Below are 12,419 nucleotides of genomic sequence, written 5' to 3'. Positions count from 1 at the left end.
TCGTGGTGTAGCCGATCACGGTCCGTCGCCTCCGCTTCGGAGCCATCCGGTACGTGCCGCTGCTGGCCGTCGTGCGATCACCGCTGGTCCCGACCCGGCGAGCCTCAACAGGGCCTCCGGCGAGGGCGATTCGGGCCGCGACCTGCGGATTCCGTCAGCTTGATCGGCTACACCACTCGGCGGGACGCCATCCCGCTCGCGACCGGCGGCCGGAGTACGCCGGCTACGGAGCAGCGCGGTCGCCCATTCCTCCGGCCCTTCTCGACCCCGCTCTGCGCTCCGAAAGCTGTCTCAGAGGCTGCGGATCAGCTTGCCGCGCACCCGGCCTTCCCTGCTGACGCGGATGAGCCTCCACCGCCCCTCCAGCGGGAGGAGCGCTTGCGCCTCGACATGCACGGCCCCGGCGTCGATGAGCGCGCCGATCCGCCGCAGCGCCCCGCCGTTGCGAGATGGCGACGACACGGCGGGCCGTGATGCCCGGCGGTGCGCCTCGTTCACGGGTTCCGGGAGGGCAAGGAGGGGGCGGCTGGTCCGACGGCGGCGCGGCCGATCGGCTCGCCGACGCCGCCGGCTCCCGCGTACACGAGCACCCGCGGGCGGCCTTCGTGCCCACCGCGTCCGGCGCCTGGCACGCGGTCAGCGCGGCCAGGGGTACGCAGCAGTCGGACCGGGCTCGGGCGGCACTCCCGCCTCGACCCGAACGAGCAGGTCCAGCCCGGCGGGCCGCATCGCTGTGGAACGCAGCTGCGGCACGACACAACGCGCCTCATGGCGAACAGCGTGGGCGCCCACACCGGCCAAGGCTGCGCAGGGCAGCCCCTCCGAACACTCCGACGGTGTCGCCGAGACACCCGCCCATCAACCCACCGGCCTGCGTTCTCTCACCACTCGACCAGCGCGAATCCCGCCGACATGCCGCCGCCGAAGCCGGCCATGAGGATCAGGTCGCCGGGGGCGAACGCGCCGGCGCGGGCGGCCGTGTCCAGGGTGATCGGGATGGAGGCGGCTCCCGTGTTGGCGTAGTGCGTCAGGGTGCGGTGCATGGTCGCGCGAGGCAGTGCCAAGTCGGCGAAGACGCTGTCCAGCATGGTGCCGTTGGCCTGGTGCGGTACAAAGTGGTCGATGTCGTCGGGTGCGACACCGCATTCGTGCAGGAATCCCTTGACCAGCTGCGGCAGGTGGTCACCGACGAAGTTCCGCACGCCTCGCCCGTCCATCGCGAAGTACTGAAGCCCTGCGTCGAGGACTGTCTGGTCCACGGGCATGCGACTGCCGCCGGCGGGCACCTCGATGAGACCCGACAGTTCGCCGAACGAGTGCAGCGCGAGGTGCCGGATACGTCGTCCGTGGCCGACCGACGCCCCCAGGATCACCGCTCCGGCGCCGTCCCCGAACAGGATCACGGTCCTGCGGTCGGCCCGGTTCAGGATGCGGGAGTACAGGTCCGCGCCGATGACCAGTGCGTGGCCGCCGGTGCGGGTGAGTACGCCCTCGGCCGCGGAGAGCGCGAACACCAGGCCGGAGCAGACCGCGTTGACGTCGAACGCGGCCGCGCCGGTCGCGCCGAGCCGCTCCTGTACGTAGGCGGCGGTGGGCGGTTGTGGCCGGTCGGGTGTGGAGGTGGCGACCACGATCACGGACAGGTCCTCCGCGGTGATGCCGGCCGACCGCAGCGCGGCACGCCCCGCGGCGGTGGCCAGGTCCGAGGTGGCCTGGTCGTCGGCAGCCCATCGCCGTTCCCGGATGCCGGTCTTGCCGGTGATCCACGCGTCGTCGACCCCGGCCGCCGCGGCGACCTCGTCATTGGACACGATTCGCTCCGGCACATAGGCACCCGTACCGAGGATCCTCACATCGGTCATGCGGCTGCCCTCCCCTCAAGTGGTATGGAGAACGGTGTGTGAAGAACTGGCGTGCGGCCGTGGCGGGCACGTGCGGGGCAGCCGAGGAGGCTGCCCCGCACGCGGGGGACCGCAGGTGTTCTAGCGCGTCTGGTAGATGCGCTTGTGACCGCTGATGCCGGCCAGGCGGAAGGGCCCGGTGGTCTGCTGCGGGGTGGGGTGCTCTCCTCCGTCGGACGGGAAGGACCGCTCGTGCAGCTCGCGGTAGCGAGCGTGGTCGACCGGCTTGCGCCGGGCTATCGCCTCCAGGTTCGCCTCGGTCCGCAGGTGTTCGCGGTAGCCGGGGACGACGGTGCCCGCGAAGAACTCGGCGACGCTGCCGGAGCCGTAGCTGAGAAAGCCGACGGGCCGGTCGGCCAGGTCGTCCGCCTGGTCGAGCAGCGCGGCGAGAGCGAGGTACACCGAGGCGGTGTAGCTGTTGCCGATGGTGGAGTTGTAGGCCACGGTCTGCCCGATGGCGCGCTCGACGTCGGTCTTGTCGGTTTCGTAGCCCGCGTGGTTGAGCAGGTGGCGGTGTGCCTTGTAGGCCATCTTCGTGAACGGCTGGTGGTAGCAGAACGCGGCGAACTCGTCGAGTGCGCGGCCGCCCTGCTCGCCGTAGTCCTTCCAGGTCCCTGCGACCGCCTGCAGATACGCTTCGACGGATTCCTGCCCGTCGACCAGGGCGGTGGTGCGGTAGTTCGGCCGCCAGAAGTCCATGACGTCGGCGGTGAACAGGCCCGAGGCGTTCTCGATGCGGACCAGGGCGGGGTCGGCGCCGACCAGCATCGCCACCGCGGCGGCGCCCTGGGTCGCCTCGCCGGGGCTGTCCAGTTCGTACTTGGAGACGTCGCTCGCGATCACGAGGACCTGCTGGTCGGGGTCGCGCCGTACGAGTCCGATGGCGAATTGCAGGGCGGCCGTGGCTCCGTAGCAGGCCTGCTTCAGTTCGACGACGCGGCAGGCCGATGGCAGGCCGAGCAGTGAATGCACGTAGACGCCGGCGGACTTCGCCTGGTCGATCGAGGATTCCGTCGCGAAGATCACCGTCCGGATCCGTTCGGAACCGTGCCGGGCGATGACCGGGGCCGCGGCGGCGGCCCCCAGCGTCACGATGTCCTCGTCCGCGGCGGGCACGCTCATCGACCGCTGGCCGATGCCGATGTGGTACTTGCCGATCTCACTGCCGTTGTACTCGGCGAGTGCCGCGTGCGACAGGACGTACTCGGTCGTCGCGAAGGACAGATCGTGGATTCCGAAGGAAGAGTCGTTGGACATTCTCAGGCACCGACCTTTGCTGTCTTGTTGTCGCGCTCCAGTTCGACGTGCGCGCGCATGAGTTCACCCGGGTTGGTCTGCGCCGCGAGCAGCGAGAGCTCGCCGCAGAGGACCGTCGCCGCCGCGATGACGGCGAGCCGGCGCGCGTTCTCGCCGGGGGCGCGGTCCGCGCGGCAGCCGAGGCGGGTCAGGTTCGTCTCCACGAACTCCAGGCCCTTGCCGTTGCCCACGGTGCCGACGATCAGGTTGGGCAGGTTGCAGGAGAAGTAGAGGTCGCCGTCGCGGTCCTCGGCCAGGGTGACGCCCTGGGAGCCCTCGACGATGTTGGCCGCGTCCTGGCCGGTGGCCAGGTAGAACCCGAGCAGCATGTTGGCGTAGTGGGCGTTGGCCGAGCGGATGCCGCCGGCCAGCAGCGTCCCGAGCAGGTTCTTGCGGATGTTCAGTTGGACGATCCTGGCGGCAGTGGTGTGCAGGACGCCTTCCACCACGTCGCGCGGGACGAGCAGTTCCGTGACCACGTTCTTGCCGCGGCCGAGGATGCCGTTGATCGCGGTCGCCTTCTTGTCCGTGCAGTAGTTCCCGGAGATCGATCCGTACGAGATTCCCGGAATGGTCTGCAGCAGGTGCGTCAGAAGGGCGTCGGAGGCGAGCGTGGCCATGTTGTGGCCGGAGGCGTCGCCGGTGCTGAACTCGAACCGGACGAACAGCAGGTTGCCCGCGATCTCGTGCCGGACGGTGAGCAGTTCGGCGAACCGGCTACAGGTACGGACCACGGCGCGCAGTTCCTCGATCTGCGCCTCGATGGTGCGGGCGGCCGTGTAGGCGGTCTGGGCGTCGGTCGCCTCGACGAGCACCGAGCGGGTCATGCGCTCGTCGACGAGGGTGGCGACGATGCCCTGCTCGGTGAGCATGGACACCTTCGCGCCGCGGCCCACGGAAGGCCACAGCGGCGTCTCGTAGGTGGCGAGGGGAACGTGGGTTTCGGTGTTCGCGGCGTTCCCGGAGACGCGGAGGGGGCCGACCCATTTCATGGGGACCCTGGCAATGGCGTGTGTGTCGGTCATCATGCTCTTCCCGTCGCATCGTGGAGGGTGTCGGCCGATCGGGAACGCCGGGCGAGTCGTCCCGTGTCGATGCCCCGGTCGGCGCAGAAGGAACGGAGGGCGCCGTGGATCGTCAGGTCCTTGCTCGCGAGGTCGGCGGGGGTGCGCGCGCCGAGCATGGTCTGCAGGGCCGCGAGCTGGTCCAGCCAGTTCGTGATCTGCGCGATCAGCGCCTCGGCACCGCCGTCGAGCAGGGTGCGCAGGAACACTCCGGAGGCCCCGACGCCGGAGGCGCCCAAGGCCAGGGCGCGGGCGGCATCGAGGGGATGGCGGACGCCGCCGGAGGCGAGCACGGAGAGACCGGTGCCCTGCGCGTCCAGGAGGCAGGCGGCGGTGGACTGGCCCCAGTCGTGGAGGAAGGCGTAGTCACCGAGCGGGCGCCGGCCGTTCTCGATGCGGGCGAAGTCGGTGCCGCCCCGGCCGCCGACGTCCGCCACGCGGACCCCCAGTTGTCGCAACGTCAGGACGGTTTCCCGGCTCAGGCCGTTGCCGACCTCCTTGACGATCACGGGCACGTCGACAGCCGCCGTGATCTTCTCGATCTGCGAGACCCAGGACCCGAAGGACCGGTCGCCCTCCGGCATGGCCGTTTCCTGCGCCGTGTTGACGTGGATCTGGAGGGCGTCGGCCTCCAGCAGATCGAGGGCACGCCGTGCGTCGGCGACCGACGCCGTCGCGTTCACGTTGGCCATGACGAACCCGTGGGGGTTCTCCTGGCGCAGGACGCGGAAGGTGTCGGCACACGTCGGGTCCCTCAAGTAGGCGTGCACGGAGCCCGACGCGATGGCCACCCCGGTCTCGCGGGCGGCTGTCGCCAGACCCCGGTTGATGACGCCGGTCTTGGCGGTGCCGCCGGTCATCGCGTTGATGTAGAGCGGCGCCTTCCAGGAGATCCCGGCGAAGGTCGTGGCCAGGGACACCTGCGGCCGGTCGATGCCGGCCAGGGCGTGGTGGACGAAGGACACCTCGTCGAACTGGTTGATCCCGCTGCGGATGTTCTGTTGCTCGATGGCGAGCCGGACGTGGTCGTCCTTGCGCTGAGCGCTCATTGCTCGATCCCTTCCGGGGCCGGCCGGACGGGTAGGGGCAGCACCCCGGCCGCCGCCCACCGCTGCCGTACATGTGAGATGTCGTGCAGGGCCTCGGCGTCGAGCAGGGCGATGCCGCAGTCGCCGCCGCCCGCGCCCGACGGCTTGGCTGCACCGCCGGCGGTTTCGGCGGCGGCGCACAGTGCTGTCAGTTCGGGTGTGAAGATGCCGAGCCCGACTTCGTCGTCGAGGCGGGCCAGCTCCTGCCGAGCACGGCGGATCTGGCGCAGCAGGCCTTGGTCGTCACCGGCCTCAAGGGCGGTGATCGAAGCGCGTACGAAGTCGGTGGAGGTCTCCACGAACGTGCGGTGCGACGCGGTGCCGCGCCAGGTCCGGCGGTGCAGACCGGACACGAGCGAGGCGGTGGAGGCCGGGTTGCCGGTCCAGCCGACTTCGAGGGTGAGGCCGCGTGGGGCCGGAAGCCTTCGGACCGAATAGCCCGGCCAGGGTGTGCGCAGCGCTTCCTCGATGCCGTGGCGGCGGGTGAGGTCGAGCACGAAGGCCCGGTCGGGCGCCTGGTACGCGATCCAGCCGCCCCATGTACTGGCGGCGAGGTCACCGCCGGAGCCCTTGGGGTCGATCCCGGCCGAGGAGATCACGGCCAGGCGGTACCGGGCGTCGAGTGAGAGGTCCAGTCCGCACAGGGACGTGATGGCGTCGATCGTGGCCACGGTCACCGCACCGCTCGACCCCAGGCCGTACTTGCGGCCGTTGTCATGCAGCCGGCTGCTGATCGAGATGTCCAGCCCGGGCAGGGCCAGGCCGCGTTCGGCCAGCAGTCGTCGCACGGTCTCGACCGCGGACACCACGTGTGCCAGTGCGCCGCGCGCGCCGTGTGCGCCCCGTTCGTCGGGTTCCCCGTTCTTCGGGCCGGGAGCGTGGAGCCGACCGTCGAGCCATCGCCAGTTCACCGCTCGGGGGACGAGATCGGAGGAGATCACGATGTCGGCCGCGTCGGAGAGGGTCACCGTGACGGTGATCTCCCGGTCCACGGCCACCAGGATGGCTGGGGTACCGGGATCCACCACCGCGTACTCGCCCGCGACGAACAGCTTGCCGGGCGCGCTGCGGACGACCGTTCGCCCGGAGGTCATCGTCCGCCCTCGTCCACCAGGCGGGCGCCCTGCCCCGGCCCGGCGATGTGCACGGCGCCGCCCGCGGCGGCGTCGCGCACGGCCTCGGCGACCCGGTCGGCGTCCGTACGACGGCAGAGCACCTTGACGTTCGGTCCGGCGTCCATGGTCGCGTAGGCCGATATGCCGTCGCGCCGAAGCCGCAGCACGCTGTCGAGGACGGTGAGCGAGGCGGGCGAGAGGTAGCGCACCGCAGGGCGCGCGCCCAGCATGGTCGCGTGCATGCCGAGAGAGTTGCGCTCGGCGATCTCCCCCACCGCGTCGAGGTCGGCGCGCAGGAGCGCCTCCCTCATCTCGGTCAGGTCGTCCCGGCTCGACGCGGCCCAGGGCTCGAACAGGGGTGAGGTCTCGACGGTGCGGCGCATCGCCGCGCGGCTGGACACCTCCTTGGGTCCGGCGTCGACCACCGCGATGACCAGTGCGGGGTCGAGGTCGCCCGCCTGTACCGGCTCGGCGTAGGAGCTGAGGTCGGCCTCCGCAGGCGGCGACGTGGGGGTGCCGGCGTTCCAGACGGCGAAGCCGCCGAAGATCGACCGCGAGGCCGAGCCGGAGCCGCGGCGGGCCAGGCGGGAGAGACCGGCGTCGTCGAGGTCCAGTCCGTACGCGGCGGCGGCGGCGACGGCGAGCGCGGCGAACCCGCCGGCGGAGGACGCCAGGCCCGCCCCGGTGGGCACGGTGTTGCGGGTGTCGACGACGGCCCGCTGCGTGAGCCCGGCCCGCCGGCGCACCAGGTCGAGGAACGCGGCGATGCGCCGCCGTTCCTCGCCCGCCGCGGGTGCGCCGTTGAAGGTCACCTCGTCGTCCGTGGCCTCGGCGTCGAGGTGGACACGGGTGGTCGTGGGGAAGATGTCCAGGGTCATCGACAGGCTGCTGGTCCAAGGGAGGTGGAGGCGCTCGTCACGCTTCCCCCAGTACTTGACCAGCGCGATGTTCGGGTGCGCGACGGCGGTGACCCCGTTCGCGTCCGGCTGTTCCCGCGGGCGGAGCGCGGTGATCCGTTGCTCAGGCATGCGTGACGAGCCTCCTCAGTGGGACGATCCACGTCTGCACGGCCCCCGCTTCGTGCAGCCGCCGGGTGACCTCTCTCGCCTGCTCGGGCTGGGTCAGTGCGAGGACGCAGCCGCCCAGTCCACCGCCGGTGATCTTGGCGCCCAGGCTGCCCGCGGCGAGCGCGGCACTCACCATCGCCTCGATCCGGTCGGTGCTCAGCCCGGCCTCGCGGAGCAGTCCGTGATACTCCGTCAGCAGGGAGCCGAGCTCCTCCGGCTTGCCGGCGGCGAGGGCGGCCACGGCTTCGCGCGTCAGTTCGGACGCCCGGCGTAAGAACCTCTCCTGTGTTCCGGCGTGGAGTCGGAACCTCTCCCGCAGCTTGTCGACCGCTTCCTTGGTGCTGCCGACGTCGCCGCTGTCCGCGATGACGAACAGCGCGTCGCAGCCGACACGCAGCGTGCGGGCCTCGCCCGCCTGGAACAGCAACGGGGCGCTCGCGCCGACGGTGCTGGCGTCGACGCCGCTGGCCTTGCCGTGCATCACGTTCTCGGCGGTCTGCACCAGGTCGAACGTCGTCCGCTGCGACACCTCGCGGCCGCAGAGGTCGGCCAGGGCGAGGACGACGGCACGGGCGCAGGCCGCGCTGGAGCCAAGTCCCCTGCCGAGCGGGATCGAACCGTCGATGATCACATCGAGGTGTCGGCCGTCGTCGATGCCCATGGACGCCCTGAAATCGGTGGTCAGCCGGCGCAGCCCCTCGGATGCCTGCGTCTCGACCTGCTTCCAGGCGGATCCGGTCATCGTGAAGGACGCACCGGCCGGTTCTCCACCGCGGGTGGAGAACCCGGCGCTGGCGGTGATCGACAGCTGCGGAACGGGCAGGGCGAGCGCCGGGGCTCCGTAGACGACCGCGTGCTCCCCCAGCAAAATGACCTTGGCGTGGGCGCGGCCGGTGCCGACCGAGCGAGCGCGGCGGCTTTCCGCTGTCCCCGCCACCGAGGCCGGTGGAGTCGACGTACTCAGCTCCCCTTGTCGAAATTTCATTGAGATCGCGTCATCCAGACTTCTAGGAAGGAATGAAGTAAGCCCGTTCGACCGCGTCCGCCGGTGCGTGCTCGGCAGGATGGGCACGCGAGGCGAGCGACGCGTGTGGCGGCGCCGAGACGGTGGTGACCCGCGCCGACGTGGTGCTCAGGTGGCCCTGAGCGTTGTGGTGGTGACGAAGGTGTCGAGGGTCTTCCTGACCTCGTCCGGGAACGGGGCCTCGTCCAGGACCCGCCGGGCACGCTGCACCCGATCGGTGATCATCTGCTCCACCTTGTCGGCGGCGCCCGTGGCCCGTAGAACCCCGCGGACCGTCTCGGCGCCTGCTTCGTCCAGGTCCGGGTCGCCGACCAGGGACCTCAGCACCCGCGCCTGCTCGGCGTCGGCGGCGTGGAGGGCGTGTGCCATCAGGGCTGTCGCCTTGCCCTCCCGCAGGTCGTCCAGGGTCGACTTGCCGGTCTTGGCCGGGTCGCCGAAGACGCCGAGCAGGTCGTCGCGCAGTTGGAAGGCCTCTCCGAGCGGAAGAGCGTAGGCGGTGCAGACGTCCAGCAGGGACTGGTCCGCTCCGGCCAGGGCCGCGCCGATGTGCAGCGGCCGCTCCACGGTGTACTTGGCCGTCTTGTAGCGGATCACTGCCAGCGACCGTTCGACGTCCGCGGTGGGCTGCCCGGTGGCCAGCAGATCCCGGTACTGACCGATCATCACCTCGGTCCGCATGGCGTCCAACAGCGGTCGGACGGCGACCAGTTGCTGGTGGTCGAGGCCGCTGGAGTACAGCAGCTCGTCCGACCACACCATGACCAGGTCGCCGAGCAGGATCGCGCTGTTGGTGCCGAACCGCTCGGCGGCCGTGTCGTTCGCACCCGTCTCCAGCGTGCGGTGGAGGGTCGGACGGCCGCGCCGGGTGTCGGAGGCGTCCATCACGTCGTCGTGGATGAGGGCGAAGGCGTGGAAGAGTTCGAGCGAGGCGGCCGCGCCGATGACGGGCTCCGTTTCGCCGTGTCCGCCCGCCGCGTGCCAGCCCACCATGCACAGGAGCGGCCGTATGCGCTTGCCGCCCGCGGCCAGGAAGCCGCGCAGGTGCTCGATGAGCGAGACCAGGTGGACATCCGTGTCCCTGCCGCACTTGGCGTCGAGGAAGGCGTTCAGTCGCTCGTCGATCAGGCCGCGCAGATGAACCGAGTCCAGGGCGTCGGATCCCAGCTCGTGAAGGCTAGTGATGGGGCTCATGTGTCGTTGCTCCTGTTCGTCAAGACCGTGGGGGCCGCGTCCGTGAGGGCGTGGCGCGGGAGGGAAACTGCCGAAGGGAGGCATCACTTTCCGGCCGGGCGGAGGAGGGTCCCGGCAGTCGCCGGGCCGCGCCGCGGGTGCGAGTCGCCGATGGAGGGGCGAGCGGTGACGGGCTGTTCGGACCGCGCCGCATGGCTGGTTCCCCGTACACGTGGGTTCACATGTCGGAGGGCCCGGTGAGATCGCGGTCGGATCCCCATCCCCGGAAGTCGGCGCCGCTGTAGAAGGTGACCGACCAGTCGAGCAGGCGGAGCAGCTCGACAGCGGGTGCGAACCCGGCCGTCGCCAGCGGGTCGAGCTGCTCCTGCGCCTTGCGGGAACGCCGGTCGAGTTCGTCGTGCACCCAGGCGGGTGAGGCGTCGTACATCAGGATGTTGTTCTGACCGGGCTCGGCCCGCTCCCGCTCGAAGGTGGCCAGGTCGTTGGAGAGGCGCACGGCGACCTCGATCGCCTCCAGGGCGTTGTCCAGGACCGGCAGGCTCTCGAGGAGATCGTCCCGGTCGCTGGTCGCCCAGCGCGGGAAGTGGGTGATCCACGCATTGGAGCTGGCGGCGTACGTCAGGTACTCCTGCGGATCGGAAGGGCCCTCGCCGCGGTCCCTGGCCAGGCCCGCGGTCCAGTCGTACCGCTCGCCGCGCAGGGCCTCGGCAAATCGGTCGCCCCACAGGCCGGCCAGTTTCGGGTAGTGGGGAGCACGCTCCAAAGCGGACTGCCAGCCGGACAGGGAGGCCAGCAGGGGATGGCCGTCGTCCCGGTCGCCGCCCCGGACGATGGCCTCGCAGCGACCGAACAGGTCGTCGAGTTCGTCGAGGCTCCGGACGTTCTGCTCGACGTGGTCGTCCAGGGCGTAGGCCCACACGTACATCCGGGCCGCCGGCCGGAGCTCGTTCGCGTCGCGCCACGGGCTGATCGCCGCGGTGGAGATCGCCAGGGCCTCGATCGGCGTGGCCCCGAGGACCTGCGGGTATTCCGCCGCCCAGGACCGCAGATCGGCCAGGACCTTCAGCGCCAGCACGGTGACGGGCACACACTGCGCCGCGGAGGGGAGGGAGAGGTCGCCAAGGGGCCGGGTCACGGTCGTGCCTGCTTCTCGGCCTCGGCCAGGCGCTGCGTCGCGGCCAGGGTGCCGAGGATCTCGGCGCGGATGACCCGGACCGGTGTGTACAGGTCCTTGTCGTGCCACAGCGGAGGATTCTCGCGATCGTCCTCGACATGGCCCGACAGGAACGCCCTGCCCGCCCGGATCGCTTCGAGGGCCGGACGGTCGGGGGCGGCGCGGCGGTTCAGCACCTGAAGGGCGTAGGCGGTCTCCTCGCCGGTGCCCTCCCAGCGTCCCCATGACCCGTCGGCGTGCTGGGTGTCGAGCACCCAGCGGATGGCGTCGTCCAGGGCGGCGGACGTGCGCGGCCCGTCCAGGCGGGCCATGGCGGCAGCGCCGCAGGCGGTCGCGTAGTACGGAGAGGCGTGCCACTTGTCCATCCACCGGCCGTCCGGCTGCTGCTGCTCGACGAGCCAGCCGCCCACCCGCTCGGCGGCGCGGTCGTAGCGCGTGTCGCCCTGTCCGCAGCGATCCGCCAGGGCGACGAGGATGTGTGCGTTCGTCGAGGTGGAAGGGGTGCGTTCCTTCGGGAAGCAGGTGAAGTACAGGCCGGTGTCGTACTCCCACAGGCAATCGACCGATTCCGGCTTCCCGAGGAGATCGAGGGCGTGCAGGGCGGCCGACGTGTCGTCGGAGTCGGCCGGGAGACCCGGGCCGGCGGCCAGTCCGTTCGCCCCCAGCGCGGTCCGCAGAGTGTCCGGGACCTGGGCGGGGATGTCCACGTCCAGGCCGGAGCCGGACAACGCCGTCACCACCCAGGCCAGTTCGAAGTAGCTGATCGAGGTGATGCCCGAGACCGGGCCGCCATGACGTGCCTGGGTCTGATGCAGATACTCCAGGCACGCCTTCGCGGCGTCCGTATGAGGCGGATCGCCCAGCCAGGCGGAGGTGGCGGCGGGGGAGGCTCCCACCGCCCCGCCCGTCGGCGTCACCGTGCCGGACCGCACGGCCGGGGCGCCGAGGGCCTCCAGCGAGTGCCAGGTCTTCTCCGGTATGCCGGTGTGCTGACGCAGCACCTCGCGGATCCCGCTCAGCGCTCCCGCATCGGCCCGGAGGTCCAGACGGCCGGGCAGATCGCCCCGGTCGTCCATCCGGGAGAGCCGCTGATCGATCTGCTCGATCAGCCAGGGCACCAGCAGCTCCACGGCGATGGTGTCCGGCAGTTCGACGTCCCGGGGGAACCGCCCGGCCAACGCGGCCAGCCCCGACTCCACGGCCCCGGCGACCCGCCGCGCGTCCTGCGTACCGGCGACGGACAGCAGGGCGTCGACGGCGCTGAGCGTGGGCAGCAGCCCGTAGGCCGCCGGCCCGCCCCACGTTCCGTCCTCGTGCTGCTGGGCCAGCAGGAACTCCACGCGCTGCCGATGGCCCTCCAGCCAGGGGGCGGACGCCACCATCCGCGCGGTCTCGTACACCGACGGCGAGGTGAGTCCGTAGGGATCGGCAATCATCTCGTCGACGATGTCCTGAGCCGCGTCCCGCAGGGCTGCGTAGGAGGTCACGTTCATGATCCG

At 71.1% G+C, this 12,419-nt stretch carries 11 protein-coding genes; all 11 read right to left on the bottom strand.

All coding sequences use genetic code 11. The features are described 5' to 3' along the window. Positions 1–291: 291 nt before the first annotated feature. The gene (locus ACIBAF_RS11505) at positions 292–462 is read right to left on the bottom strand and encodes a hypothetical protein (protein ID WP_399462967.1); all 171 of its coding nucleotides are present in this window, start codon (positions 460–462) and stop codon (positions 292–294) included. Between the two features lie 419 nt (positions 463–881). Continuing rightward, positions 882–1,862, bottom strand: coding sequence for a 3-oxoacyl-ACP synthase III family protein (locus tag ACIBAF_RS11500; protein ID WP_399462966.1), 981 nt, complete (start codon positions 1,860–1,862; stop codon positions 882–884). Positions 1,863–1,982: 120 nt separating this feature from the next. After that, the gene (locus ACIBAF_RS11495; protein ID WP_399462965.1) at positions 1,983–3,158 is read right to left on the bottom strand and encodes a hydroxymethylglutaryl-CoA synthase; all 1,176 of its coding nucleotides are present in this window, start codon (positions 3,156–3,158) and stop codon (positions 1,983–1,985) included. 2 nt (positions 3,159–3,160) lie between these two features. After that, a complete protein-coding gene (locus tag ACIBAF_RS11490) occupies positions 3,161–4,225 on the bottom strand; it encodes a hydroxymethylglutaryl-CoA reductase (protein WP_399462964.1) in 1,065 nt (354 codons plus the stop codon). Continuing rightward, a complete protein-coding gene (fni, locus tag ACIBAF_RS11485) occupies positions 4,222–5,310 on the bottom strand; it encodes a type 2 isopentenyl-diphosphate Delta-isomerase (protein ID WP_399462963.1) in 1,089 nt (362 codons plus the stop codon). Before fni ends, ACIBAF_RS11490 begins: the two co-directional genes overlap by 4 nt. Then, positions 5,307–6,443: a phosphomevalonate kinase gene (locus ACIBAF_RS11480; RefSeq protein ID WP_399462962.1), complete on the bottom strand. Its 1,137-nt coding sequence runs from the start codon at positions 6,441–6,443 to the stop codon at positions 5,307–5,309. The genes fni and ACIBAF_RS11480 overlap by 4 nt, the downstream gene beginning before the upstream one ends. Further along, positions 6,440–7,492 (bottom strand): diphosphomevalonate decarboxylase, encoded by a 1,053-nt coding sequence (gene mvaD / locus ACIBAF_RS11475; RefSeq protein ID WP_399462961.1) that lies wholly within the window; start codon positions 7,490–7,492, stop codon positions 6,440–6,442. The genes ACIBAF_RS11480 and mvaD overlap by 4 nt, the downstream gene beginning before the upstream one ends. Next, on the bottom strand, positions 7,485–8,468 hold the full coding sequence (gene mvk, locus ACIBAF_RS11470) for a mevalonate kinase (RefSeq protein WP_399462960.1): 984 nt from the start codon (positions 8,466–8,468) through the stop codon (positions 7,485–7,487). Before mvk ends, mvaD begins: the two co-directional genes overlap by 8 nt. A gap of 195 nt (positions 8,469–8,663) precedes the next feature. Continuing rightward, positions 8,664–9,746 (bottom strand): polyprenyl synthetase family protein, encoded by a 1,083-nt coding sequence (locus tag ACIBAF_RS11465; protein WP_399462959.1) that lies wholly within the window; start codon positions 9,744–9,746, stop codon positions 8,664–8,666. A 217-nt stretch (positions 9,747–9,963) separates the two neighbouring features. After that, complete coding sequence (locus ACIBAF_RS11460; RefSeq protein WP_399462958.1) at positions 9,964–10,881, bottom strand: terpene synthase family protein; 918 nt, start codon at positions 10,879–10,881, stop codon at positions 9,964–9,966. Further along, on the bottom strand, positions 10,878–12,413 hold the full coding sequence (locus ACIBAF_RS11455; protein ID WP_399462957.1) for a prenyltransferase/squalene oxidase repeat-containing protein: 1,536 nt from the start codon (positions 12,411–12,413) through the stop codon (positions 10,878–10,880). The genes ACIBAF_RS11460 and ACIBAF_RS11455 overlap by 4 nt, the downstream gene beginning before the upstream one ends. Positions 12,414–12,419: the final 6 nt, after the last annotated feature.

Origin of the sequence: Streptomyces sp. NPDC051677, from assembly GCF_044453465.1 — a bacterium.
Taxonomy (GTDB): Bacteria; Actinomycetota; Actinomycetes; order Streptomycetales; family Streptomycetaceae; genus Streptomyces.
Note: the sequence above shows the minus strand (reverse complement) of the source record. Positions and strands in the feature narration are given on the sequence as shown.

Excerpts from the sequence above, each read along its gene's own strand:
- ACIBAF_RS11455 (WP_399462957.1), bottom strand. The coding sequence starts at position 12,413 with ATGAACGTGACCTCCTACGCAGCCCTGCGGGACGCGGCTCAGGACATC.
- ACIBAF_RS11465 (WP_399462959.1), bottom strand. The coding sequence starts at position 9,746 with ATGAGCCCCATCACTAGCCTTCACGAGCTGGGATCCGACGCCCTGGAC.
- ACIBAF_RS11500 (WP_399462966.1), bottom strand. The coding sequence starts at position 1,862 with ATGACCGATGTGAGGATCCTCGGTACGGGTGCCTATGTGCCGGAGCGA.
- mvaD (WP_399462961.1), bottom strand. The coding sequence starts at position 7,492 with ATGCCTGAGCAACGGATCACCGCGCTCCGCCCGCGGGAACAGCCGGAC.
- fni (WP_399462963.1), bottom strand. The coding sequence starts at position 5,310 with ATGAGCGCTCAGCGCAAGGACGACCACGTCCGGCTCGCCATCGAGCAA.
- ACIBAF_RS11490 (WP_399462964.1), bottom strand. The coding sequence starts at position 4,225 with ATGATGACCGACACACACGCCATTGCCAGGGTCCCCATGAAATGGGTC.
- ACIBAF_RS11495 (WP_399462965.1), bottom strand. The coding sequence starts at position 3,158 with ATGTCCAACGACTCTTCCTTCGGAATCCACGATCTGTCCTTCGCGACG.
- ACIBAF_RS11480 (WP_399462962.1), bottom strand. The coding sequence starts at position 6,443 with ATGACCTCCGGGCGAACGGTCGTCCGCAGCGCGCCCGGCAAGCTGTTC.